Genomic DNA, 26,509 nt, shown 5'->3' with positions numbered 1-26,509 from the left:
TATGAACTGTATTATCATAGATGATGAAATTCCTGCCATAGAGGAGTTAAGTTACTTTGTTACTAATTTTAGCTCAATTAAAATACTTGATAAATTTGATGATAGCATAAAAGCTCTTGAATATGTTCAAAATAATGCTGTAGATGTAATTTTCTTGGATATAAGTATGCCTAAATTGGATGGTATGACCTTTAGCAGGGTGATAAACACGTTAAAAGATAATCCTATTATTGTATTTATAAGTGCTTATAGGGAGCATGCTCTTGAAGCTTTTGAAGTTTCAGCCTTTGATTACATATTAAAGCCTTATTCTGAGGATAGGATAGTTGATACTTTAAAAAAGCTGGAAAACTATAATACTATCACCAAATGTAATAATGATAGAATTACTCTATGGAAAAATGAAAAATTAGTTGTTTTAAATATGAGTGAAATATGCTATTGTAGAGCCAATGAGCATGAGGTTTTGATTTATACCAAGGAAGAGGAATTTAAAACTAATTCTAGTATTAGTGATTTTCACAAAAAACTTCCTCAAAACAATTTTTTCAAATGCCATCGTTCTTACATTGTAAATTTAGATAAGATAAAAGAAATAATTCCCTGGTTTAATAACACATATTTATTAAAGCTCCAAGACGTGGAAGAAGAAATTCCTGTTAGCAGGCATAACCTTTCAAAGTTTAAGCAAATCATGGGCATATAAATGTATTTTATGTGCTCTTTTTGTTATTTAAAGATTTTTCCCATGTAAACATATACATGTATTTTATAATATATGTATAAAATACTATTATACAGGGGGGATTTATCAATGATATCTTTTCTTCTTTCTATTGTTGCCTTAATTGTAGGTTATTTTGTATACAGTAAAATCGTTGAAAAAGCTTTTGGCGCAGATGAAAAAATTCAAACACCAGCTGTAAGACTTGAAGATGGTGTAGATTTTGTTAAAATGCCTGGTTGGAAGATTTTCTTAATTCAATTCCTAAACATTGCTGGGACAGGTCCAATCTTTGGTGCTATTGCCGGTGCGTTATGGGGACCTGTTGCCTTTCTATGGATAGTCCTTGGTTCTATATTTGCAGGGGGAGTGCACGACTACTTATCTGGAATGTTATCAGTAAGACATGATGGTGCTAGTATACCTGAGGTTGTAGGAAAATATTTAGGACCTGGTTTTAAAAACTTCATGAGAGGTTTTTCAGTTATAGTTCTTATACTTGTAGGTGTAGTTTTCATAACAACTCCAGCTAATCTTCTAGCTATACTTACACCTGAAAAGCTTGATGCTAAGTTTTGGGTTTATGTAATCTTCGCTTATTATATTTTAGCTACTTTACTTCCAATAGATAAGCTTATTGGAAAAATTTATCCAATCTTCGGTATTTGCCTTTTAGTTATGGCGTTAGGGGTATCAGGAGGCATAATCTTTGGTGGCTATAAAATTCCTGAGATTACATTAGCAAACCTTCACCCAAAACAACTACCTATTTGGCCATTAATGTTTATATCTATAGCTTGTGGAGCTATCTCTGGCTTCCACTCAACACAATCTCCTATGATGGCAAGATGTATAACTTCTGAAAAACAAGGTAGAGCAATATTCTATGGTTCTATGATTGCTGAAGGTATAGTTGCTCTTATCTGGGCAGCTGCTGCAATAGCCTTCTTTGGTAGCACTGGAGAATTAAATGCACAAATGACTGCTAACGGTGGACAAGGTTGGGTTGTAAGTACAATTTCTACAACTCTACTTGGTAAATTTGGAGGAGCTCTTGCAATACTTGGTGTAATAGCTTGCCCTGTAACTTCTGGAGACACAGCTTTTAGAAGTGCAAGACTTACTATTGCAGACTTTTTAAACTTCAAACAAGGACCAATGAAAAACAGACTTATAATAACTATTCCATTATTTATCATTGGTTTCATTTTAACAAGAATTGACTTTAATATTCTTTGGAGATACTTTGCATGGTCTAATCAAACCTTAGCAATGATTGTACTTTGGGCTTCAGCTATGTACTTAGCTTTAAGAAAGCAAATCCATTGGATAGCTACATTGCCAGCAGTATTCATGACTGGTGTTTCTATAACCTATATCCTTGTGGCTCCTGAAGGGTTTAAGCTTTCTTCTTCAATAGCTTATCCTGTTGGAATACTAGCTGCAATTGGTGCCCTTGTGCTGTTCCTAATGGCTGCAAAAAAGAAAGTGCAAAGCTCTCAAGTAAATGAAAAGCTTGAAGCATAATAGTTTAACTTAATATAAAATTGTAACTCAAATAAAGAGCTTCTAAGACAAATGTAATACATTTACTTAGAAGCTCTTTATTTACTCTTTTATATTTATCACTATCTATGAATGAATTTAAGTTGTAACTAAATAACTCCTGGCCTTGGTTTTTGAAATTTTTATATTCTTGTATAACCCTAATCTTCTAGGAGTTTTTATCTTTGAGTTCTATAGTTTATAATAATCCATAGTATAAGTTTCCTCAAATCCACAAGACTTATAAAGATTTAGTGCATTCTTATTTTTTGCTTCCACTTGAAGCATTATATCTTTTGCACCCTTTTCTTGCATTATTTTCACAGCTTTAGTTAATATTTCTCTTCCATAGCCTCTTCCTCGATACTCTGGAATTACTCCTAATCCATAAATTCCGCCTACACCTTCTCTTATTTCTATGTTAACTTTCCCTATTACCTTATTATCAACTTCAGCTATGAACATGAGTATTCCACACTTTTCTTCTTCTTCAGGCATTGGAATGTTTTCTTCCTTAAATTCTTCATTGAAATATATAGAGTTTTGCCATGCAATTTCTCTTCCATCTTCGTTAGTAGCGCTTCTTAAAACTACATTATTATCTGAAGAATTTGTTTCACTATTGCGTCTTAAAAACATCTCATACTCTGAGTGATGGTGCTCTGCACCTGTACTCTTAATAAATTCAAGCCCTGAAATAGAATTATTATCACTAAGTAAAAGTATTTTTTTGGGGTTTCTCTTACCACCTTCATCTTTAACCAGTGAAAATAACTTCTTGAATATCCCTCTTCTCCTAAAGTCTGGGTGCACCATTCCATTGATTTCCATAGCAGCCCCACCAAACTCACAGATGCCAATATAACCTACTAACATGTTTTCATAATAGTATAAGAATTCATTGAGGTCACCTATATTTTTCCCTTCAACCTCACTTCTACTTAATTTATAATCAAGTTCTAATTTTAAAGAAACTTTATCTACTTCATGACAAAGACTTTGAAGCTTATTTATCTCCTTATAGTCCTCTAAGTTTAATTTTCCTTTAATCTTTATATTAAAATTATTTATATTTTCCACATTCCTAACCCCCAATATCATTTTAATTAACCCCTGTTATTTTGTCCATTTTACCATAATTCTCTATTACTTGAAATAGATTTTTTATCTTATGTCTACAGTTTATAGTGAGTGGGGGACCTACTTCCATATGAAACCTATATTTATGTTCCTCATGAATAAATATAGGTTCCCAATAATATCTACTCTTAGTTAAAATAAAGAATAATGGTCTTAAGCTGATAATTAACCTTCCTTAAATGCACTAACAAATTTGTTTTCTAGTTTACTACCATTCTTTACTACATAAAGAACTAATATAGCAATAATACCCCAGCCCCACCAGGGCATTATAATATTTGAAGATCCCAATGCAGATGCAGCTAGTATTTCCCAAGGCCTAGTTAATATCATTATCATAAAGTATCTACCTAATCTCATTGTACTAAGCCCCACCAAGAAGCCTATAGCATCATCTGGTAAAAAGGGTAGTAAGAACAATATTCCAACTAACAGCTCCCCCTTTTTTGAAGAAATAAGCTTCTCATATTTTTCTGAAATTTTAGGACTAACAAATTTCTCAGTAAAAGGTCTTCCAAGTTTTCTTGCAAGAATAAATACTACTACTGAACCACTTATAATAGCTAACAAACTAATGAAAAAGGATTGCCACAACCCAAATACATTCCCCCCCACCACAGCACTAATATTGCTAGGTATTGGTGCAATTATAACAGACATAAATTGAATGAAGAAAAACATTCCATAAGCCTTATCACCATAACTCTGAATATAGGCTTTAAAGGTTTCTACTGAATTAATTGTGCTAAAAATCCCTTTTGACTTCATGTAAAAGAATATGCCTAATAATAACCCTATAGTCAGAAATAAGCATAAACATAATTTGATTTTTTCTCTATGCTTATTCATAAATCGCCTTCAACTCCATAAACTTTATTTCTTCCATCTCATAGTTATTACTAATTGATTTTATCTCTTTAAGATTTCCCTTATAAGTTATCTCACCCTTTGCTTGAAGCAAGGTTTCAGGCCTAACAAGGTTTCTTGACATATTAAAATCCAAAACCCCACTGTTGTTTAAAATATAATATACAAACTCTGAACATAAAAACCTATCTTGGTAGCATACTTCTTTATTTAGTAGGTTATGTATAAGTCCTTTATAGTTATATTTATAGCTATTGCTATTATCTATAAAATTATTTATCAATTCCTCAGCTTTCTCATATTGTTCTTTTGAAACTTCAACCTCTATTATGGTACCTGGTAAAGTATTGCTAAATTTGTATAACCCTTGATTTAAATCTTCCTGTTTAAACCTTCCGATAAAAGGATTAAATGTATATTTTCTTGCAAAACTATACATTCTACTTAATTCTTTATCTAAAGAAATTGCTGCATGAGTATATTCATCATTGGTGAATAACCCAATAAGCCTTGAAACTGTTGTATTAGTTCTCGTAAGAACTATATATAAATAATGTTTTTCCATTTACTATTACCTCCAGATTAGCAACTTACTGCACTCTCTATAACATAATAATAGCAAGGAAATCTTAAAATATTGTTTATATAAATCTTAAGAACTTCTTAAGATTTGTAAAATATAACCTTTAAATTCACTTTTTCATAGAATTTTACTGTTTAACCCAAAAACACTCAGACCTTTCAGTTTGAGTGCAAGTTTCTCAATATTTTTGTGATTATTTTTTACTATAGTCTTATGTTTCCTTGGAACTCTTCATGTGGAAGCTAGTTTTAAAGTTTTACTTGTTTTTTAACTACCTTGGCTTCCTTGAAGCTTCTAAAGTTGAAGAGTATAAACTTTCAACTTATATACCCATGATAGAAATTCTACTAAAATTATAAAAACAAAAATGCCACCCCTTCATTCAGGATGGCACTATCTCATCTTTTGGTATTAAAAACACAAAAAGACCTAAGGTAAACTTAGGTCGTCACATGCTTAAGTTGACCCTAATTCCCACTCTCTTCCCAAATGAGATAGCACAACTCAATAAACCGGGACGTCTATTGAGACAGTCCTGCAGTTCTTAACTGCAGACCCAGCAAGTAATACTGAGGATATTACAAGCTTCGGCAACATTTCCTTCTCCCTAGAATCTTTGCTTCCTCAAGCTCCTATAGGGACTGTTAAATATCACGCCTCTACCTCACTTATGAAAGTGAGATCTTATTAAATTATATTCACAGTTTACTACACTAAAGTGAATGTGTCAACAATTATTATGCACTTTTTATAAATTATATTCATTTATCTTATCTGTTATTTTTGAAAATCTTTTCTTTAAACCTTGTAAAACATTGAATAACTTAATCTTTTCTTCTTTGATAGTTATTTTGCAAATTGTATATCATGTATAAATATTAATTTCTATGCATAAACACTCCTCTAGTTTTAGCTTTCAAATTAATATTTTAGTTCCTACCCTTTAGGGGTAAGTTGAATAATTCTATCATCCTTTGAAGTAGGATTTCCTCTGCCATCTCTATTGCTAGTGGTAAAATAAATTGACCCATCACTTCCTTGAATAACATCACGGATACGACCAAACTCATTTTTTAAAAAAAATTCTTGATTTGCAACAGTCCTTCCATCTTCTCCTAAAGAAATTACAAGTAGTTGACTACCTCTTAAATTGCCCACTACTAATTTTCCTTGCCACGGTCCTATATTTATAAAGGAAATTCCAGCAGGTGCCCAAGTTTCTCCTCCACTTTGTACTAAAGGTTTTTTAGATGCAACTTCACTAGAAGCCTGATTTCCTTGAACAATGGGCCACCCGTAATTTGCCCCTGACTCAATAATATTCACTTCATCCTGAGCTACTTCTCCATGATCTGTTCCATATAAAATATTTGTTGAATTCCATGTTAGTCCCTGAGGATTTCTAAATCCCAGACTATAAACTGGTGAGTTGGGTATTGGGTTATCCTTAGGAATACTACCATCTAATTCTATTCTTAGTATTTTTCCTGCAGTACTTGTTGGATTTTGTGCTAAAGATGGGGTTCCTCCATCTCCAGTTGCTATATAAAGTTTTTTATCTGGCCCTATCTTTATTCTTCCTCCATTATGCACTTGCCCTCCTGGGATTTTATCTATAATAACTTTATCCACAGAGGCTTTGTTGTTTTTTTCTATTAATCTTACTACTCTATTAAAGAGCCTATTATCCTCAGAGTAGGTATGCATTGCATATATATAATGGTTTTGTATAAAATTTGGATCTAAAGCAATTCCTAGAAGTCCACCTTCACCACGGCTAACAAAGGGTGGTTCAAAGGTAATAATAGGTTCAGAATTAACCTTACCATTTTCAATAACCCTAATAGTTCCAGACCTCTCAGTAAAATATATTTTCCCCTCACTACTTATGTCTATAGCCCAAGGTACAAATAAGTTTTCAGCAATAACATTGATTTCATAAGGCATCTGCCTTGGTAATAATGCTTTCCCTAAGGTTCTTACTGTACCACGAAACCCTCTTTTCATTTTTCTTAAAACCTTATAAATTAATTTATTCACATTAACCTCCTCTAAACGTAAAATTCTTAATACCTACTCCATTATATTATTAATGATTTGTTTTAGTGCAAATTTACTCTTATAGCCTTACAATTACTCATATCCTTTTCCTTAATAAAGCTTTGAAAAATATTCAAAGGATCTAGATAAAGCTTTTATAAGTTGAGTAGAAGACCTCTTTGAAGAAAACCAATAAAAAAGTACATCATTGTGGGCTTTAGTCACAAGGATGTACTTATATATAATGCATGATTTAATCTAATACTTACTGAAAATATTTCTGTGAATACTTAGAAGGGATTATGATTTTTTAAAGATTGATTAACTGTATTTTTGTTGACATATAATTGTATAAACTAATAAATTTTATAAATCAGCACTTTCCTCCTTCTTCACATGCTATTAAGTACTTTTAATAATAAGAGTCATATGGTCCATAATAGTGATGGTGTTTATCATTATCGTCGTAATCATCATGTTCATGGTCATGATCATCATCATAGTCGTAATCATAATTCCCATACTGAGGGTAGTAATAATTATGATATGGTGGGTATGGGTACTGCAATAAAGATAAGGCTGCTAAAGCGCCAATAGGGATTCCTCTGCGTCTAAAACGTCTAAATCTCCTTCTAGGTCTTCCCCCTCCAAAAATTTGCCTGTCTTCTCTGTTTTCATCTTCCTCCATTACATCTTCTCCAACCAGTATGATAATTCGCTCTGGTTCTACCTTTTCTATTATTCCATCAATGACACTTCCATCCTTTAATTTCAAAACAATATGAAAGAACATATTCCTTTGGCACTTATCATGTAAAGCCTGTAGATCCCTGCTATAATGATTTTTTACTGAACTCATAATTAATCAACTCCTTTCAATTACCATAATATTCTCTAATATAGTTAATGGTGTCATATTAATCCATGAGTTTTACAAAAACTACCACCTTGTATTATTTTCCACTTCAGTTCCCCATATAGCTATATTTTGATTGTCTAAAACAAAACCTTCCTCTTCCCATTTTAAGGTGTTTAAAAAATATCCTAAGGAATCTGCATTATACCTTCCAGCTATCTTTTGATAAGCTAATAGTTCATATACTCCATCGGAGTCAAAATCCACAGGATATAACCCACTTAATGGGTTTACAAACCCCTCTATAGGCTCCTTTAATCTTCCGTTACTATCATATATTTCACTTAAATAATCTTCCTCCCTAAGAGATATGTCTAAAATATATTTCTCGTTGTTTATCTCACTTAAAGCTTCAACTTTAAAGTTATTCTCATAGTTAATTTGGTATTGGTACTCTTCATTATATTGATTGAAATCAAAGATTAATTCAGGAATATCATCAACAAAGGAATAAATATAATGATACATTATTCCACCACTACCCCCAGAATCTATGCTAATTAAAATATCCTCTACATTATCTCCATTAAAATCCCCTATAAATATCCGAGGATTATAACCTGAATTTTCACTTAGAGGCACCCTATAAACTTTTCCTGTTTTCCCATCCTTTACTGCAAGTGTAATTTGATCCACAAAGGGGCTTTCAGCAGTATACACTCCAGTTAAAAATACCCTATCTGGAATTTTATCCCCATTTACATCTCCTACTGCACGAAAAACAACCCTTGGCTTTATTATTTTATTTCTATTATAGCTGTTATACATATACTCTCCTTGTTATTAAAGGCTTTCATCATATATTATGATGAAAGTAAAAATCCTGCTACTTATTAATAAGCTCCTTCATCTTACTTACTAAATTTGTGTCAGTGTTGAATTTCAATCATATACTATAGTGGTAAGGTTTATAACCAAAGCAAGAATATAAGGAGAACTTAGATGTATAATAATGAGTTTTGCCACTGTCCTTATTGCACTAAGCAAACTACCTGCCCCTTTTTCAATTCACAAATGAGAAAGTATGGCTACCATAATGACTTCATAGATGGCTATGACGATTATGACTACGTCGATAACTATGGAGAATACTTTGAGCTTGAAGATTTCAACTGGAACTATAGAGCTCCTCAAAGAGAAGTAAATAGAATCTTAGACTTACTTAATCAGCAGCAACCTGAATTATTTAGAAATTTTACCAGATATGGAGTACCAAGACGTGAGGTAGATGAATACTTTAGAACTTGTATTAATTACACTTTAGACAACGCCTCAAAAGTTTCAGGTAATATAAATCGAAAAACAAATGTGATTTTTAATAATTTCAGAAGGCAATATGGCAATATTTTTGCCGCTCTTAGACGAAGAGGCGTGCCTAACAATGTAGTTAACAGCACCTTTAGAGATGTAATTGAATTTACCCTTAGAAACAGTGCCACAGTTCCTGTTCCACCGCCAACTCCACCTCCAATTCCTGGGGGTGGTTGGAGTCAATGGGAGGATCTTGGTGGAGTTTTAGCTTCCGGTCCTGCCGCAGCTTCTTGGGGACCTAATAGAATTGACACCTTTGTTCGTGGTACTGATAATGCTATGTATCATAAGTGGTGGGATGGCTCTCGTTGGAGTAATTGGGAAAATCTTGGTGGAGTTTTAACTTCAAGCCCTGGTGCTGTTTCTTGGGGTAATAATAGAATTGATACCTTTGTTCGTGGTACTGATAATGCTATGTACCATAAGTGGTGGGACGGCTCTCGTTGGAGTGAATGGGAAAACCTTGGTGGAGTTTTAGCCTCAAGCCCTGCTGCTGCTTCTTGGGGTACAAACAGAATTGATACCTTTGTTCGCGGTACTGATAATGCCCTCTACCATAAGTGGTGGGATGGTACTCGCTGGAGCAACTGGGAAAACCTTGGTGGAAACCTAACCTCAGCTCCTGCGGCTGTTTCCTGGGGCAATAATAGAATTGATGTATTTGTTCAGGGACAAGGAAACCGTCTATACCATAAATGGTGGGATGGTACTCGTTGGAGTGATTGGGAAGACCTTGGTGGAAATATAACCTCAGCTCCTGCTGTTTCTTCTAGGGGCAACAATAGACTTGAAGTTTTTGCCAAAGGAAGAAATAATGAACTTATAACTAAAACTTGGAACGGCTCTAGATGGAGTGACTGGCAAACTATTGGTGGAACCCTAACCTCCGAACCTGGCGCAGTATCTTGGGGCCCTAATAGAACGGATGTATTTGTAAAAGGTACAAATAATGCTATGTGGCATATTTGGAGAGATTAGGAGGTATTAAAAATGGTAAGTTTTAAAGGCTTTTCTGGAATTATAAAAAGGATTAGTGATCTTAGACAAGGGCAAGATGAAGAAACCTCAGGTTGCTATAAGTTGATGGAAATTGAAGATGAAGATGGATCCATAGTAAACTTTATAGTTGCTCCTACTACTTACTTTGTAAATAATGAAGTTGTAGCTATTGGAGATGAAGTAACAGGCTACTATGATGTGAATGCACCTGTACCTCTTATATATCCTCCCCAATATAGGGCCCTCATTATGGTTAAGAACACAGATGAGGCGAATGTGAAAGTGGACTATTTTGATGAGGATTTAGTCAGCAGTGATGGAAGCTTGAAATTAAGAATCAGTAGAGATACTGAGATGTTACTTCCAAATGGCCAGCCCTTTAATAGAAATCCTGCTGCAAGAAACCTAATTGTTATTTATGGTCCATCAACCAAAAGCATACCTGCTCAAACTACCCCTTATGAAATTGTTGTTTTGTGCTAATTAGTAGAATTCAATGTAAGAATAAAGGAACTGCGTCACAATGCTTAAAATTCGCTTTGAGCAGTTCCTCTTAATTGTACTTTTCTTGAAGCTTAAGAGATTTCTCACTATACTCTTTTAAAAAGCTTACTTTAAATAAAAATGGTATGTACTTCAAATTGAAGTTCATACCATTTTTGTAGTGTCGGCTTACTCGGCACTCTTAAGTGATTCTATCATGTCTATTTTATCAAACCTATTATACATAGCTAAGTTTACAATTACCGAAAACAAAAGTGTAAGTATAATTGAAATTAGGTAGTAAATTGGATGAATCTTTTGCAAGAATAATATATCATTAGTTTCAGCAGTACCTATTATAAACTTATTAAAAAACATTCCCATAGGTATTCCTGCTAGGCTTCCTAGCACCGTTAGTATCATGTTTTCCCTATATATATAAGCTGCTAGTTCATGATTAAAGAAACCTAAAAGCTTTATCGTTGCAAGCTCTCTTTTTCTCTCTGATATATTTATGTTGGTCAGGTTGTATATTACAACAAAAGCCAATACACCAGCAGATATTATTAACACTGGAATTACAGAATTAATAGCAGAAGACATTTTAGTAAAGTTAATATGAACGTTGCTTTTGAATTCCACAGAATTAATGTCCTCTAAGTCCTTTAAAGCATTTAAAGTATTATCCTCAGCTTCCTCAGATATTTCCTTAAGAAGTCCATAAAAACTGTTATACATTATTTTATCTTCTGTTAGTTTTTCATAATATCCAGGACTGAAATAAATATAATGTTGAAGATAATGTTCTGTTACAGCAGAGATTTTAACTTGGAAAACTTTATCCTCCAGGGTTATTTCAATGGTTTCTCCAGCTTTTTTATTTAAAAGCTTAGCTAACTTCTTAGTTATAACAACACCCTCATCCTGAAGTTTTAATTCTTCATCCTTTTTATTTAAATTGATGTAACTATTAAGTTCTTCTTTACTTTCAGGCACAACCACATAGGCATCCTGACTTTTATTATCTTCCATAGCTACTGAAGCATTTTTTGAATAACTGAACATAACATCTGTAACATTGGAGATGTTTAAAGTTTTTTCTTTTAGACTATCCTTTTCATCTTCATTTACATTTTTACTTAAAGTTCCTTGCATATCAAATTTATAAATACTGCTAAATTGAGCTTCTGTAGCTCCAATTATTCCTTCTTTTAAACCAAAGCCTGTAATCATTAATCCAGCACATGCAGCAATACCTATTACTGTCATAAACAGCCTTTGTTTATATCTGAAAATATTTCTTGCAGTAACCTTCTTTGTAAAGTTCATTCTTTTCCATATAAAATTAACTCTCTCAAGAAATATAGTTTTACCTGATTTAGGTGGTTTGGGTCTCATTAAAGAGGCTGGCACTTCTCTTAACTCATCTAGAGCAGAGGCTACTGCCGCCACAGCTGTAAATAATATTGCAATTAACGCTGCCTGAAGAGCAAGATTTATGTTAAAAGGTACTACCATTTCACCTATATCATAACGAGTAGCATAGGCATTCATTATTAGTGAAGGGAATAATTTAAATCCAACAAAAACACCGAGAATACTTCCAAGGATACTAGCTGAAAGTGCGTAAATAAGATAATGAGATACTATAGCAGTACTGGAATATCCTAAAGCTTTAAAGGTACCTATCTCTGTTCTCTTTTCCTGAACCATTCTAGTCATAGTAGTAAGGCTTACCAGGGATGCAACTAGGAAAAATATTAAAGGAAACACCTTCCCGATACTGTCAATTCTGTCACTATCCTGCCTGTAGGTTTCATATCCGGCATTTTTAGATCTTCCTAGCACATACCAGTCAGGTTTTTTGATATCACTGAGTTTTTCCCTGTTTTTTTGGATTTCAGACTCCCCGTCCTTTATTTTCACATTTGCCTTTTCTTCTTCAGCTTTTAACTTTTCTAAATTTGTAGCAATTTCCTTCTCCCCATCTTTAAGTTCTTTTCGTCCACTGTTAAGCTTTGCTAATCCTTCCTGTTTCCCTTTGTTAAGCTCTACTTCTGCTGCTGTAATTTTCTCTTTATTCTTCTCTAGCTCTGCAGCACCTTGATTAAGTTCCATTTCCCCCTGTAGAAGATTATTCTCATTAATAACTAACTGTTGTCTTCCATAGCTTATTTCAGCAGCACCTTTATCAAAGTTGTTTTTTAAAGCCTCCATATCAAAGTAAGTTTTTAAATTTCCTAATTGATTATCATTTTTTAAAGAGGTGTACATGCTATCAAAATCTTTTCCCTTAATATTCTTATCATAAAGCTCCTTTATAGCCTTAAACTTATAAGAATATACAGGATTACCTGGATTAGCTTCCGCTAGTTCTTCTGCTTTTTCCACCTCCTGTTTCATTGCTGAAGAAATTTCAGTAGCTGCCTGTTGTTTCCCTACTATTAAGCTAGTTTCACTATCCTGTAGTTGCTTTTTACCAACAGCAATTTGAAGCTTTCCTGCTTCTATTTCCTTACGCTTTGAGTTTATCTCATTTTCACCAGCTTTAATTTGGCTCTTTCCATCTTGAATTTGCTTTCTCCCCTCTGCCATCTTTTTATTAAAAAGGGCCTCATTCTTCAATAGTTCTTCTTTTCCTTTTGAGACTTTGCTCTTTGCATCATCTAATTTTCTATAAGCCTCTGCAAACTTCTCTTCGGCTTCCTTTTTAGAAGCATTCAGTTCTGTTTCTGCTTCATTTAGCTTCTGATTTCCTTCTTTTATAACCTGAGCATACCTTACTTCATTTCTTAATACTCCAATATCCTCAAGGGCTTTTTCTAAAGTTTCATTATACCTATTATAACTCTCATTTTGTAACAGACTAGTTTGGGATTGAGGTTTGTCAGCCCTAACATAAACTTCAGTATAAACTTCACTTTTGAAAACCTGCGGAAGAATATATACAAATCCTTTTACTGAACCATTTCCCACAGAACTTGCCTGTCTTTGCTCTGAAACATATAGGGGAGATTGTGCAGTTCCAACAATCTTAAATTCAGTATTTTTCAAACTATCTTCTAAACTGCTATCATCTCCTGATTTAAGCACTATTGTATCCCCTAAATTAAGTTTATAATTCTCTAAAAACCTGTGCTCTACCACAGCTTCATTATCTGTTTCAGCTCTTCTACCTTTTAACAATCTAATTTGATTAATGGCATTCTCTTCAGGCAGTGAATTAATATTCAGCACTAATTGTCGTTGGTCCTTTTCTACTACTGCATCCACAGAGTAGGCTCCTTCTACCCCTGTTACCTCTCTTATTTTCTTGATTTCATCAACATCGTCCTCAGTAAGTCCTAGGGTAGATATAAGCTTATAGTCCATAAAGTTATTCTTATTAAAGTAAGTATCCGCTGATATTTTCATAGATGGACTTGTAGCTCTAACTCCTGCATAAAAAGCTACCCCTACTGCAATGATTACAACAATTGATAAGAATCTGGAAAGGGTCTTTTTTATATCTCTAATTAAATTTCTAAAAAAAGATTTTTTCATAATTACCACTCTATACTTTCTATGGACACTGGATTTTCATTCTTTTTAACACTAGCAATCTTTCCACTTTTTACAGTGATAACTCTATCAGCTATTGGAGCTATGGCAGAGTTATGAGTGATAACAATAACTGTCATGTTATATTCTTTTGCAGTACTTGCAAGTAATTTTAATATTGCCTTTCCAGTACTATAATCTAGTGCTCCTGTAGGCTCATCACAAAGCAATAATTTTGGATTTTTCGCAATTGCCCTTGCTATAGATACCCTTTGCTGTTCCCCACCTGAAAGCTGTGAAGGAAAGTTGTAAAGTCTGTGTTCAAGTCCCACGCTTTTTAGAACCTCCACTGGCTCCATAGAATCTTTGCATATTTCAACTGCTAGCTCCACATTCTCTACTGCATTAAGATTTTGAACTAAATTATAAAATTGAAAGACAAAGCCTATATCATCACGTCTATATCTTGTAAGTTGCTTTTTATCATACTTGCTTACCTCATTACCATCCACATGGATACTTCCTTCAGATACATAATCCATACCACCTAAAAGATTTAGTATTGTTGACTTTCCTGCACCACTGGCACCAAGAATCACAACAAATTCTCCTTTGTCTATAGAAAATGAAACATCATCAACGGCCTTGATAACTACTTCACCCATGTCATAGCTCTTTTTCACATTTTTAAATTCAACATAACTGTTCATCTTATGCTCCCTCTTTCATCAGTATCATGAACCTTGGTTCTCTTTTACCCTAAAAAAATTCTTCTCTATTTTAAATTGCTGTTTTTAACTACTCAGTTTATATAGAGAAGCTTATTGTTATTTTATATCTTCAGTTTGTAATTTATTTATAAGATCAGTATAAAAGATATGGATTAAATTTATTGTGAGTTTCCTAACCTCTGCACCATCACTACATTTCTTAACAATAATTGCAATGCTCTCAACAAGACTCTGAGAAATAAGATATATAATAAAATTATCCTCTAGCTTTTTACCTTGTAAAGATAATTCATATTGCATTTTTTCTGTGACAATTCTTGTTATAAAGTCTACAAAAATATTTTTACAATTTTCATATTTAGTCCCTTTACTCTCATTAAGAAGCACAGAAATTTCAACGTTATTTTTATTAAAGATCTCCATTATCTCATCAGCTAATTTGTAAAATATAACTTCTGCTTTTTCGTTAAGCTCCACTCTATGGAACTGCTTGATATAATCTACAAATCTTTCGTAAATTGAGCCTACAATATTTTCATGTAACTCTTCTTTTGATTTAAAATATTTGTATAAATTCCCAACAGACGTATTAGATTTTTTAGCTATGTTTCTTATGGACGTTCCTTCGTAGCCTTTTTCATTAAACTCACTTAAAGCTTCCTCAATTATTCTTTTTCTCACTTCATCCTTTTGATACTGCATTAGAAAACCTCCGTTCTCTTTTAAAGTTTACAAGAATTTAATGTGACTGTCAATTAGGAGATTACTAGATTTTTATTAAATGATGAATAAATTTATCTTAAAGATTGACTTTTGAAGGTGACTATTTTTCTCAATAAAAAACAAAGAGAATCCATAGTATAGATCCTCCTAACATTTTATATACTCATACTATTTAAAAGCTCTTTTAACTTCTGTAATTCTTCTCTAGATAATGTTACTCCCTTACCCATCTTTTCATGACTTGGATCCCATTCTCTTAAATCAAACTTTGGCTCCTTATCATTCCAAGAAATAAGATTCAGCTCTTTCTTCCACCCCCTTGAGGATTCAGAAACAACTCCTAGAGTTTCTTTAATTTCAAATTTAATCTCTGCCATAACAAATTCCACCTTTCAATAGTGTAGGTATTTATAACACCCCTTATGTAAATCCAAATACCTATAATAAACAATATCAAAGCTTTTTAATGATTTTCTTTAATATAATACTCTAGCTCTTACAATTTTAGCTCCTTGTTCTTCTAAACAACTAACCTTTATATCTATGAAATCTAAATTATTTTCAACATTAATAAGAAAAAAATCCCCCTCATTAAGATTAATCTTTCTTTCATCAATATTGACTAAGGCATTTCCATTAGCGCAGTAAAAAGCCTCTGTTAATCTCTTACCTTTATTACTGCTTCTTGAAACCTCTTCTTTAACTTCAAACACCCCGTTTTTTCTAAGTTCAACGGCACTTATGTTACCTTCACACCCACTACACATCATTAAATTAAAATCCTTCACCTTACCAGTGCTTTTTGTTACCCATTCACCACTGAAACTATCTCGTTCAAAGGGTTTTAAATGGACAGTGTATTTTCCCTCATGTTCTAATGTCATTTCTCCCTCTAACACCATTATAAATCTCCAAATTCCTCTAAGTGAAGTAAAGGTAGACTTTTCATCCTTAACTACTGCTGAACTTAATCTCCACGTAAAATTACGTTCACTATACTTTGAATCCTTAGGATAAATAGCTAATTCTGTAGTGGTTCCCCCTGACCAGTTTGTTGTTTTTTGTTCCTCTTTTCTAATTAACTCAATTGAATAACACATTATGTTCCCCCCCCTAATAGTTTAAAATCTTCTTAAAACTTAAAACTTAAAACTGTCTTTTTCTTCAGTAAGAGCATCTTTTTACCCACTAGCTTCGTCAGTGAGAACTCATATCTATTAACTACTTACTCAATTTTGCTTTAGCTTCCTCATATTTCTTTAATCTTTTAAAGTCCTTTGTTGTAGGCTTTGGTATTCTGCTTAAATCCATATTATCCTGCAAGTCTGCAAGCTTTACTCTTTTCCCAATATAGTTTAGTGACACTCTATCTATAAATTCATCATAGGTCTCTCCTCCTTTTTTTGTAACACTTTCTAACGCTTCAAGGATTTCCGTTTCACCTTCAAAGCCATTTGCTTTTAAGTATTCGTAAGTAATATCTGTATCTTCAATTACATCATGAAGCACACCTACGATTCTATCTTTTTCGTCACTTAGTAAAAGCATTACCCTCAAAGGATGTAGTACATAAGGCTGCCCAGCTTTATCTAGTTGCCCACTATGGGCCTGCACTGCTATTTTTATTGCGACCTCCAATAAATTGTTCACTTTTTTCCTCCACGTTTATCTTAAATAATTATAATGATTTTTTATGAATCAATTAATTAAGTTTTAGTTTCCCTTATATTAACAAGCTAAAAATCCCACCATGTAGAATCATTACTTTTAAGATTTGAACCTAAAGAAACGATTTCACCAATTTTAGGCACTAGAAGGTTAACCCCTGATTTATTAGCCTCTTTTAGTCCTCGTTCTATAGGCTCCTTCCAACCATGATTGGCAAGGGTAAATGCTCCCCAATGCATAAGCATCATATTCTTGCCCTGCACATCTAAATTTGCTTGAATAGCTTGTTCTGGCATCATATGAGAATTTGCCCAACGCTTATCATACTGAGCACCTTCAATCAAGGTTATATCAAAAGGTCCGTACTTATCTCCTATTTCTTTAAAGTGAGGTCCATAACCTCCATCCCCACTGTAATATAACCGTGTGTTTTTCCCAAGGATCACCCATCCACCCCATAAAGTACTATTTCGATTAAACAGTCCTCTTCCTGAAAAATGTCTAGATGGTGCCAAAGCAAGTGTTAACCCTTCATAGGATTTTTCCTCCCACCAATTGTATTCTGTAATCTTATCCTTAGGAATACCCCATGAAACTAAATGAGAGCCTACCCCAAGAGGAACAAGGAAATGCGATACTTTATTCTTTAGCTTAAGGATGGATTTATAATCTAAGTGATCATAATGATCATGTGAAATAATAACTGCATCTATGTTTGGCATCTCATCAATAATATTCATCATATCTTCACTATATTTATATCTTTTAACACCCACAAATGAAACTGGTGATGCTATAGATCCAAGCATAGGGTCCAGTAATATCTTTTTATTATCAATACTAATTAAAAATGTAGAGTGACCAAACCAAGTGAAACTATCTTGTTTGCTTTTAATTTTGTTCCAATTAATCTCTTCAATTGGAATTTCAACACTAGGACTGCTCTCCTTAGGTCTTTCTTTAGAATCCTTACCTTCTTCAGAATAACTTGATGAACTTGTAAGTAACTTTGTAGGCAGAGAATTAATAAACTTACCCTCAGCATAATTGCCTAAGTTATTATAAGCTTCTCTCTCTTCTCTAGTTGGTGTTCCTCCAAAGGATGGGTTCAAGCTTAAGAACAACACAACAACTACGATTAATATAAATAAAAAAATCAATAAATATAAAATCATCCTTTTCATGTTTCCTCCCATACTTATACCACATTTTAGCTAAATAAGTTGTAAAGATTTAGTGATTTACTTGCTTTTTAAGTTATCATATACCTTTAAGGCCACCTTTTCAATATTAAGCTTATGATTATTTTTATATTAAACCTCATATTAATTCCGATAATTTTGGTTTGATATAAAAGTCTACATATACAAATAAATGGTGTAACATGTAATATGCTACACCATTTATTATTTATTATTTTTTATTTTATTTTTACCAAAATATTATATTCTAAAGCCTTTGAATCTATTTTACCTGAAAAACTATCTACTCTTCCAGATATATTATAAAACTGAATTTTAACTTTTATCTTATTGTTTTCATCAACGAAGGACATTTCTTCTGGAGACAAACCTTTTTCCATCTGTTTTGTTCCATACTTTTCTAAAAGAGTATTAACATAGTCTGTTAAATCTTTTGAATATACTTCTTTAGAATCCATATAAATTTTAACTATACTTGTTTCATAGTCATACTTAATAGCTAATTGCCCTTCTTCAGAATCACTAGTTTTTACACTTCTAACATCAAAAAGGTAGTCATAACCCTTTATATCTAAGGGGTCACCAGAGCCCCAACTGTTAAAATTGAAATATTTTTCATTATAATTATTATATTCATCACTTAATTTAAAGCCTAAAACATCTTCTATATTGTTAAGTTTAAAATCCGTAGGTAAGCACTTTATATTATTCAACTTATGGTTTAAGTCAAAGTACCTAAGTATACTACTTAACTCACGCTTATCTTCCTCAGAAATTGTAGATGAGGCTTTAACTAATTGATTTTCCTTTAACATATTATTTCTAGCAAGAATTTGTTCAAATCGCTTATTTTGACTATACTTAGAAATGGAATAACCACTTATAGGACCCATGATAGAAATAAAGACTATTATAGCTAGGGATACAGGTAAAATTATATTTCTCATTTTTTTAGCAAGTGAAAAATATACCATTACTAAAAGTACCCATATGCCAAGGACTACAACGTAATATCTATTTTCAGTTACTCCATAAGCATTAATCCTAATTCCCATAGAAATAAACATCATAACTATAAGTGGGATAATTACTTTAGGAAATACCTGCATAAATCTCTTTGCCCAATTATTTTTAGCCAATAAGGTGGTAATAAGGAATAAAACTGAAACACTTATAACCGAATACCAAAGCACTAAGTGAGAAACTAGTCCTTGTGGCCACTGAGTTGTAATAATTATTTTCCCAAAATATATATATAGAATTATTGTGTACACTGAAATAAGAGGCATTACAATATATAGTATTAAAACTCTAAAAAGTTTTGGATAATGCTCTAGTTCTAGTTTTTCATTCTTTACCGGCACTCCTGCTAAAAAGAAGGAAGGTGCAAAAACTCCCACTACAGTAAACCAAAAATATATATAAATTTCTCCTCTAATATTAACACCTAATAACTCATCAATAGTAAATAAGATGGCTACCAGTCCAAGAAATAAAACCATTGAATAAACTACTGTGGTAAAGAATCTAGTTAAAATTCTTATAACATATAATTCAAAACTATCATTGTTTGAAAGATATGGTATAAATATAAAAGTTAAATATAATATTAGATTTATGCCAATATATCTTGTAATAGAGACCATGTGTAAATCTGGAAGGAAAATATAATAATACAGTGCAAGTATTATTCCTCCAATTATAAAGGCTGTATAAAGTAACGAGTTTTTATAAGTTTCTTTTCTCTCAAAGAATACTTTTATTGAAAGAGAAAGTGGTATTCCAAGGGTATAAATCATAATAACTCTGCTGAGGGTTTCCCTAAAGTTTTCACTTGATTTTAGACCCACCTCTGTGTAATAAATCATTAAAATAACACAAATGGTTGAGACTCCTATTGTTAAAGGGAATCTTTTTAAACTATTTTTAAGTCCTGTAATAATACCAAACAATGTTTCTTTTATTTTCATGCTATCCCCTCCTTTTTTAAATTGAATATTCTCATAACTTATTATATCATACGTTTTTAAACTTTTCCTCTAAAGTCAGAACTATTGATGTACTCATAGGTTATTACATTTGCTGATAAAATCTCAGTATAGCCTAGTAATTTTATTTAACCATATCTGTATGCTTTCCCAATAGCTCTTAAAATATTGTGAGTGGTTTCTTATATGAAGAATTCTACGTACATCCTTAGCATATAATAAAAAAAATATGCTACTCTAAAAAACACCAGTTGCTTATGTACTGGTGTTTTTAATATATTCTAGCTTTTAAATTTCAATAGATATGATAATAATCATTGCAAAAGATGTTCTAAATTTACATGTTCGTTATAAATTTATTTTTCCAGTAAAAAACTGGGGTATGTTCAGGAAAAATTATAGATTGTTTGTGTATGGTTGAATACCTCAGTTTGTTTGAAAATTAATTTCCATCAACCTTGGTAGTTGTTATACATTACTCTATAACAACTCAACCGCTAAAGCATCCTTGATATCTCCAATATGTTTTTTTGTTTTTTCAATTAATTCATTTTCTTTAGCTGTTAACCCATTTTTACCTTTTGTACAAGCACAATAGTCATTATGAATATCTACTCTTTTACCGCAACTACATACCCAAACTTCCTTACCAAAGGAAGCTTTTGATACCTCAACTATTTCATTATTTCTTACCTTTTTAAGTTTTTCAAAAATCTTCTCTAAGTTTTCAATATCTTCAACACTATAGGAATTCTTATATTTTAAAAGTACAGGTAATACTACCTTTATTATCACTTGTACTTGCAATTTGTCCAATAACTCTAATAGGGAAGCATAATCTGGAGTTGCAAATAAATTATAAATTTCAAAATATAAGTAACTGTGCTCATTACACTTTAATAAAAACTCATTTAGTCCTTTGTTAAATTCCTCACCATAGTATAGTTCTAGATACTCAGCAAAATTTGTATCACTGAGCCTTGCATAGCGGTAAGTTTCTTTAGTAGTAAGATTTAAAACATAATCTATTGGAAGTAAAATATCCTCTTCTATTAATGTTTTTAATCCGTCAAAAACATCATCTCTATTGTCACTTTCATCCAACCTTTTAATTGCATTTCTTCTTATTATCTCTTTTCTTAAATCATATCCTAGGATTTTTCCCTTTTCCTCAGGTAAAGCCTCTTCATTATTTATATCATCAGTGGTTTTATTTACTAGCACAGCAGTACCCGCTGCATTGATCATAAACATCTGTGTGCCTTTGCCATTAATTTCATCAATGTCTAGTCTTACTCCTAAAAGTGCATTAGCTCCCATTGAAGCTGCTGACTTTGTTAGCTTTTCCATAGCTATATCGTATAATTCCTTTAATCTTTCCTCAAACTGTCTGGATCTTCCTCCAAATAAATCTGTAAATCCAGCAAAAAATTCAGAGAATACTCCGGCTCCTACAACTATACGCTCAGAGCATAGTCCATAGTAGGTTTTAATTTCATATCCCTCTAGTGTATTTGTTGAACTAACTAAAACTTTATTATTCATTACCTCTTCCCCCATATACCGTTTATAAAATATTTAATCTTAAGCATATATCCCTACCCAAATCTTCAATGTATTTCTTTGACTTGTCACTGTTTACTGTTCATAATGAATTACATGAAAAAAACGCAGGCTCCATAAATATTACTATGGATACAAATTATGTAAATTATATCATTTAATCATATCATAGTAAACATTCCTTAATTTTGAAAATGATTCCATTAGCATGAATCTAACAAAATTATTTTAGATAACTTATGTACTATATTTGCTATAAACCTATAGTTATTGCCCAAAAACTTAATAAAGTGCAACTTTATAAGTATATATATTGATATTAATAAATATTTATAAATTAATAAATCTTAATTTTAAGTAATATTCTTATAAATATTTCTTCATAAGAATACATATTTATAAAAATATATAGTGTTTATGCGGGTTGTAGCCGTACTTAGCTATTAAATTCACCTTAATATTTATTAAGGTTCTCTAATAAATCCTTACATAATTTTAAAAGGTTAGAACTACTAATATTTTCATACTAGTAATTCTAACCTTTATAATTTAAGAGGCTATCTTGTTAGCTTTAATAATTTTTTCTCTCTTTGTAACAGTATCATAATCCTCAAGTATCTTGCATACTTCTTTCGATAATAAGAATAATGCTATTATGTTTGGTACTGCCATGATACCCATGAACATATCTGCTAGCTTCCATACAAAAGTTGCATCTATTAAAGTTCCAACCACTAAAGCTGCTATAGCAACAACTTTAAAAGTAGTTAGGGTTATCTTTTTAGAATTAAATACAGCTTTTACGTTGGATTCTGCAAAGAAGTACCATCCAACTATTGTTGTTAGAGAGAAAAAGGAAAGACATATTGAAAGGAACATTCCTCCAAAGGTCCCAAACCCTGAGGCAAAACCATTCTGAGTCATTATAGTTGCAGTTTTAGTCATTTCTACTGCTGATATGTTAGGGTCGTATGCCCCTGAGGCAAGGTTTACCATTACTGTAGATAAACAAATTAAAAAAGTAGATATAAATACTCCTATCATTGCAGTAAAACCTTGCTCAGCTGGATGCTTAGCATCAGCAACCGCATGTGAGTGTGGTGTTGAACCCATACCAGCTTCATTTGAAAATAGTCCTCTTGCTAGACCATATCTTATAGTTTGCTGAAGAGCTATTCCAAGAGTTCCACCACCAATGGCCTTTGGTGAAAAAGCTCCAATAAATATACTTTTTATTGCTGGTATAAAATTACCAAGGTTCATAAGTATTATGACAATACTTCCTACTATATAAGCAAGTGCCATAACTGGTACTACTGTTTCTGCAAAGGATGCTATTCTTCCCATACCACCCATTAATATTAAAGTTACTATTATAGCAAGACCAATTGTTACACTAATTGATGGAATACCAAAAGCATTACTAACTGAGCCTGCTACTGAGTTAGATTGTACCATTATTCCTACAACTCCTAATGCTATAATACAAGCTACAGCAAAAACCATTGATAGCCATTTAGATTTCAACCCATTCTTAATGTAATAAGCAGGTCCCCCTACCAACTCTCCATCTTTAGTTTCCCTATATTTTTGTGCAAGCACTGCTTCACTAAATATTGTAGCCATTCCAAAGAAGGCAGATATTAGCATCCAAAAGGCTGCTCCAGGACCTCCTGCTGCAATGGCTGTAGCAACTCCTACTATATTACCAGTACCAACTTGTGCAGCTACTGCAGTTGCTAAAGCTTGAACAGGTGTCATTTTCCCCTCTTCACCCTTTTCTTTATTTGTTAAACCAGAAAGCATTTTCTTTAATGCTGGAAACAGTCTGGTGAATTGCGGAAACTTTAATTTTATTGTCATAAAAATTCCAATGCCCAAAAGAGCAATAATTAATACATAATCCCATAGAATCATATTCACAAATTCAATAATAATATTAATTAATTCCATATATTATCCCCTTTCTTTCTTAAGATTTAGTAAATTTATTATATTCAGTAAGTTTCGAAAAACTTCAGTAGGTTTCATAAAGCTCTCTATTTTTATCTATTCTATTATTTAATAAAACCTATAAATATTTTTAATATATAGAACTCAATAAAGATACTCCATGAATATATTTAATTCCATTTTTCATTCTATTTTATATAAGTTACCTAAAATTATTTTGCAATGTATATATAATATTGCAACTCATATATCTTCAATGCAATTTTCCCAATTGAACTTATACCTGAAGCTCACTAGGGGGGGTGGAAACTTCACCTTCATTAATAGAATATAAATAAAAAAACTCCGCTTAGAGCCTAGCCCTCTTAGCGGAGTTTTTTAACCATTATTGCCACTATAAAATACCATTCCATCAATAAACTTTTTAAGATTTACTTTTCCTCTTTTTTTACTTTTTCCTCTTATATAATCCATTTCTGTTTTTACTTGTTCAAAGTTATATAGTCCATTGGAATATTCAATAAACACTTCATTCATATAATCTTCTATACCAAGATTTGCAAGGTTTATCATTCCAACCATGGCAGTTCTTCTAATTCTTTGTTCCATGGTTTTAGTTTGATCTGTAAATTTACTACAAAGCTCTCTTATAGTAAAATCCTCAACACTTTCTTTGCTTTGAATTAAGTGTTCTATAAGATTAAGTATATCCTGACTTCCTGCTTCTCCTGAAATTCCAATTATCCTCATTATCCTCTTTATTTTTTCACTTCTATTATTGTTTTTCTCTTTTTCCTTATTTTCATTACTATCATTGGTAAATAAGCTTTGGATTTGGCTTAGCTTCCTGTTTACATTAAGCTTATCTCCTACCTTGCCTATAACACTTTCTACCTCTATTGCATTAATGGGTTTAGAGATGAAATACTCTACGCCACTCTGATAGGCCTTTCCGATCATATCCTTAGAAGATACTTGAGAAATCATAATAAACTGAATTTCAGGGTACATAGTCTTTACTTCTTTAACTAGGCTAATTCCATCTTTTCCTGGCATTAATAAGTCTACTAAGACAATATCAGGAATTAACCTTTGAATTTCTTTCATTCCATTAGCTCCATCATTAGAATATCCAAATAAATTACCAAGTCCTCTATCTGTTATTATTCTTTCTAATACTCTTATTATGTTAATGTCATCTTCTACAATAAATATGTTCATTTATATCACCTCTAAAGAATGTCTGGGTATATGAATTACAAAGTTGGCTCCCCTACCCTTTGTAGAGTTTACAGTTATTGTTCCTTTTAATTCTTTTTCTACAATATGCTGAACTACACTTAGACCTAGTCCCCTATTTATTTCTCCTGTTGTATAATTTATCTTAGTAGAAAATCCAGGAGAAAAAACTAAACTTAAACTCTTTTCTTCTATTCCACAGCCAGTATCAGATATTGTAAAAATGTGGTGTTGTTCTTTAACTTTATGCTGAAAGCTAAGACTTTCTCTTTTTTCTGAATCCCCTATTGCATCTAAACTGTTAATTAGTAAATTTCTGAATATGGACATAAGATAGTAATGCTTTGAAGTATAAAAGGACTCCCCAAGTTCAAAAGATAATTTCACGTCCATATTCCTACGACTCACTTCTCTTTTTAAAGTTTCATGAAGAATAGTAATTATATCCTTAAAATCCATACCGCCTTCAACCTGTTTATCTTCAGTAAGTTCCCTTATTCCTCGAATAGCTAATTGATATTCTTTCTTTATTTCATGAACATCTCTGGCAATAGCTAGGGACTTATCTTCCAAAGTTCCTTTCTGTCCTTCACTACTTATTTCCTCAAATAATGAATAAGAATTAGCCATTACTCTTTCAATGTTATCCATATTCTTTTCCATCCAATACATTTCTGACTTGAGTTGAGCAGTGAGCCATAAAAGTCTTGTATATCTTTTTTCATGTTCCTCTTTCATAAGAAGAACCTTATAATATTTGATCCAAGTTAGGGCTAGCCACACAATAAAAGACCTTACTACTGCCACTAGTAATAAAGTTAATATAATCCTTCCATGGAACTTTGAAGTCCCCATAATTACTCTTGCACCTAATTCAATTAGGTTTGCTCCTATGTCACTAGCAATTAGGACTAATAATACCTTATTTAGATTTTCTTCCCCAGTTTTTCTTATTAATAAAGCGTAAATTGCTCCATAAAATGTATAAAAAAGTATCTCAAGTTGATATGAAAATATAACTCCCTTAAGAGTTCCAGTTCCTATAAAGTGAATTGCTCCTCTAAGAATATAAACCGTTACTCCTGATAAAATCCCCATAGAAACGGGTTTGAAATTTTTATACTGATAAAGGAAAACTGCAAGAAATATTATTCCTGCAGAAACCCTAAAGTCTGTGTCCATTATTCCAATGTTAATTTGTGATGCTATAGAAACTATAGCTGCAGCACCTATTATTCTTTTTAAAAGCTCCACCTAAACACATCCTAGCATAATTCATACTTCCTAATTTTTA

General features: G+C 32.2%; 22 protein-coding genes and 1 riboswitch. Of the genes, 4 read left to right on the top strand and 18 right to left on the bottom strand.

Annotated elements, in window-relative coordinates; genetic code table 11:
* Nucleotide 1: 1 nt before the first annotated feature.
* Complete coding sequence (locus tag B3040_RS18685) at nucleotides 2–706, top strand: LytR/AlgR family response regulator transcription factor (RefSeq protein WP_291576629.1); 705 nt, start codon at nucleotides 2–4, stop codon at nucleotides 704–706.
* A gap of 108 nt (nucleotides 707–814) precedes the next feature.
* Nucleotides 815–2,251, top strand: a complete 1,437-nt coding sequence (locus B3040_RS18680) for a carbon starvation CstA family protein (RefSeq protein ID WP_291576627.1) — start codon at nucleotides 815–817, stop codon at nucleotides 2,249–2,251.
* Between the two features lie 210 nt (nucleotides 2,252–2,461).
* On the opposite strand, the gene B3040_RS18675 is transcribed toward B3040_RS18680, so the two are convergent.
* The 6 genes from B3040_RS18675 to B3040_RS18650 form a co-directional block, all read right to left on the bottom strand.
* Nucleotides 2,462–3,349 (bottom strand): GNAT family N-acetyltransferase, encoded by an 888-nt coding sequence (locus tag B3040_RS18675; RefSeq protein WP_291576624.1) that lies wholly within the window; start codon nucleotides 3,347–3,349, stop codon nucleotides 2,462–2,464.
* Nucleotides 3,350–3,574: 225 nt separating this feature from the next.
* A complete protein-coding gene (locus tag B3040_RS18670; protein WP_291576622.1) occupies nucleotides 3,575–4,177 on the bottom strand; it encodes a TVP38/TMEM64 family protein in 603 nt (200 codons plus the stop codon).
* A 73-nt stretch (nucleotides 4,178–4,250) separates the two neighbouring features.
* Nucleotides 4,251–4,841, bottom strand: coding sequence for a hypothetical protein (locus tag B3040_RS18665; RefSeq protein ID WP_291576621.1), 591 nt, complete (start codon nucleotides 4,839–4,841; stop codon nucleotides 4,251–4,253).
* A 505-nt stretch (nucleotides 4,842–5,346) separates the two neighbouring features.
* Nucleotides 5,347–5,529: riboswitch (Lysine riboswitch) on the bottom strand.
* 266 nt (nucleotides 5,530–5,795) lie between these two features.
* Nucleotides 5,796–6,899: a PQQ-dependent sugar dehydrogenase gene (locus tag B3040_RS18660; protein WP_349679186.1), complete on the bottom strand. Its 1,104-nt coding sequence runs from the start codon at nucleotides 6,897–6,899 to the stop codon at nucleotides 5,796–5,798.
* 412 nt (nucleotides 6,900–7,311) lie between these two features.
* A complete protein-coding gene (locus B3040_RS18655) occupies nucleotides 7,312–7,758 on the bottom strand; it encodes a hypothetical protein (RefSeq protein WP_291576619.1) in 447 nt (148 codons plus the stop codon).
* Nucleotides 7,759–7,839: 81 nt separating this feature from the next.
* Nucleotides 7,840–8,583 (bottom strand): VCBS repeat-containing protein, encoded by a 744-nt coding sequence (locus B3040_RS18650; protein ID WP_291576617.1) that lies wholly within the window; start codon nucleotides 8,581–8,583, stop codon nucleotides 7,840–7,842.
* A gap of 174 nt (nucleotides 8,584–8,757) precedes the next feature.
* Here B3040_RS18650 and B3040_RS18645 point away from each other — a divergent pair, with 174 nt between their 5' ends.
* Together B3040_RS18645 and B3040_RS18640 are read left to right on the top strand one after the other, a co-directional pair.
* Nucleotides 8,758–10,104, top strand: coding sequence for a sialidase (locus tag B3040_RS18645; RefSeq protein WP_291576614.1), 1,347 nt, complete (start codon nucleotides 8,758–8,760; stop codon nucleotides 10,102–10,104).
* Between the two features lie 12 nt (nucleotides 10,105–10,116).
* Complete coding sequence (locus B3040_RS18640) at nucleotides 10,117–10,608, top strand: hypothetical protein (protein ID WP_291576612.1); 492 nt, start codon at nucleotides 10,117–10,119, stop codon at nucleotides 10,606–10,608.
* 189 nt (nucleotides 10,609–10,797) lie between these two features.
* Here the strand turns inward: B3040_RS18640 and B3040_RS18635 are convergent, their stop codons facing one another.
* The 12 genes from B3040_RS18635 to B3040_RS18580 form a co-directional block, all read right to left on the bottom strand.
* Nucleotides 10,798–14,151: an FtsX-like permease family protein gene (locus B3040_RS18635; RefSeq protein WP_291576609.1), complete on the bottom strand. Its 3,354-nt coding sequence runs from the start codon at nucleotides 14,149–14,151 to the stop codon at nucleotides 10,798–10,800.
* A gap of 2 nt (nucleotides 14,152–14,153) precedes the next feature.
* On the bottom strand, nucleotides 14,154–14,858 hold the full coding sequence (locus B3040_RS18630) for an ABC transporter ATP-binding protein (RefSeq protein WP_291576607.1): 705 nt from the start codon (nucleotides 14,856–14,858) through the stop codon (nucleotides 14,154–14,156).
* A 117-nt stretch (nucleotides 14,859–14,975) separates the two neighbouring features.
* Complete coding sequence (locus B3040_RS18625; protein WP_291576605.1) at nucleotides 14,976–15,581, bottom strand: TetR/AcrR family transcriptional regulator; 606 nt, start codon at nucleotides 15,579–15,581, stop codon at nucleotides 14,976–14,978.
* A 176-nt stretch (nucleotides 15,582–15,757) separates the two neighbouring features.
* Nucleotides 15,758–15,979, bottom strand: a complete 222-nt coding sequence (locus tag B3040_RS18620) for a YdbC family protein (RefSeq protein WP_291576603.1) — start codon at nucleotides 15,977–15,979, stop codon at nucleotides 15,758–15,760.
* A 99-nt stretch (nucleotides 15,980–16,078) separates the two neighbouring features.
* Entirely contained in the window at nucleotides 16,079–16,702 is a 624-nt protein-coding gene (locus tag B3040_RS18615; RefSeq protein ID WP_291576600.1) for a HutD family protein, read from the bottom strand.
* 121 nt (nucleotides 16,703–16,823) lie between these two features.
* Nucleotides 16,824–17,252, bottom strand: a complete 429-nt coding sequence (locus tag B3040_RS18610) for a GTP pyrophosphokinase (protein ID WP_291576598.1) — start codon at nucleotides 17,250–17,252, stop codon at nucleotides 16,824–16,826.
* Between the two features lie 86 nt (nucleotides 17,253–17,338).
* Nucleotides 17,339–18,445, bottom strand: coding sequence for an MBL fold metallo-hydrolase (locus B3040_RS18605; protein WP_291576686.1), 1,107 nt, complete (start codon nucleotides 18,443–18,445; stop codon nucleotides 17,339–17,341).
* 245 nt (nucleotides 18,446–18,690) lie between these two features.
* Nucleotides 18,691–20,442 carry a DUF4153 domain-containing protein gene (locus tag B3040_RS18600; RefSeq protein WP_291576596.1) on the bottom strand — a complete coding sequence of 584 codons (1,752 nt, stop codon included), beginning with the start codon at nucleotides 20,440–20,442 and terminating at the stop codon, nucleotides 18,691–18,693.
* A gap of 498 nt (nucleotides 20,443–20,940) precedes the next feature.
* Nucleotides 20,941–22,005: a YbjQ family protein gene (locus tag B3040_RS18595; RefSeq protein WP_291576594.1), complete on the bottom strand. Its 1,065-nt coding sequence runs from the start codon at nucleotides 22,003–22,005 to the stop codon at nucleotides 20,941–20,943.
* Between the two features lie 567 nt (nucleotides 22,006–22,572).
* The gene (locus B3040_RS18590) at nucleotides 22,573–23,976 is read right to left on the bottom strand and encodes an alanine/glycine:cation symporter family protein (protein WP_291576592.1); all 1,404 of its coding nucleotides are present in this window, start codon (nucleotides 23,974–23,976) and stop codon (nucleotides 22,573–22,575) included.
* A gap of 378 nt (nucleotides 23,977–24,354) precedes the next feature.
* Nucleotides 24,355–25,197: a response regulator gene (locus B3040_RS18585; RefSeq protein WP_291576590.1), complete on the bottom strand. Its 843-nt coding sequence runs from the start codon at nucleotides 25,195–25,197 to the stop codon at nucleotides 24,355–24,357.
* A complete protein-coding gene (locus tag B3040_RS18580) occupies nucleotides 25,198–26,469 on the bottom strand; it encodes an ATP-binding protein (protein ID WP_291576589.1) in 1,272 nt (423 codons plus the stop codon).
* Nucleotides 26,470–26,509: the final 40 nt, after the last annotated feature.

It is taken from the genome of Clostridium sp. UBA4548, from assembly GCF_002387895.1.
Classification (GTDB): Bacteria; Bacillota; Clostridia; order Clostridiales; family Clostridiaceae; genus Clostridium_J.
Note: the sequence above shows the minus strand (reverse complement) of the source record. Positions and strands in the feature narration are given on the sequence as shown.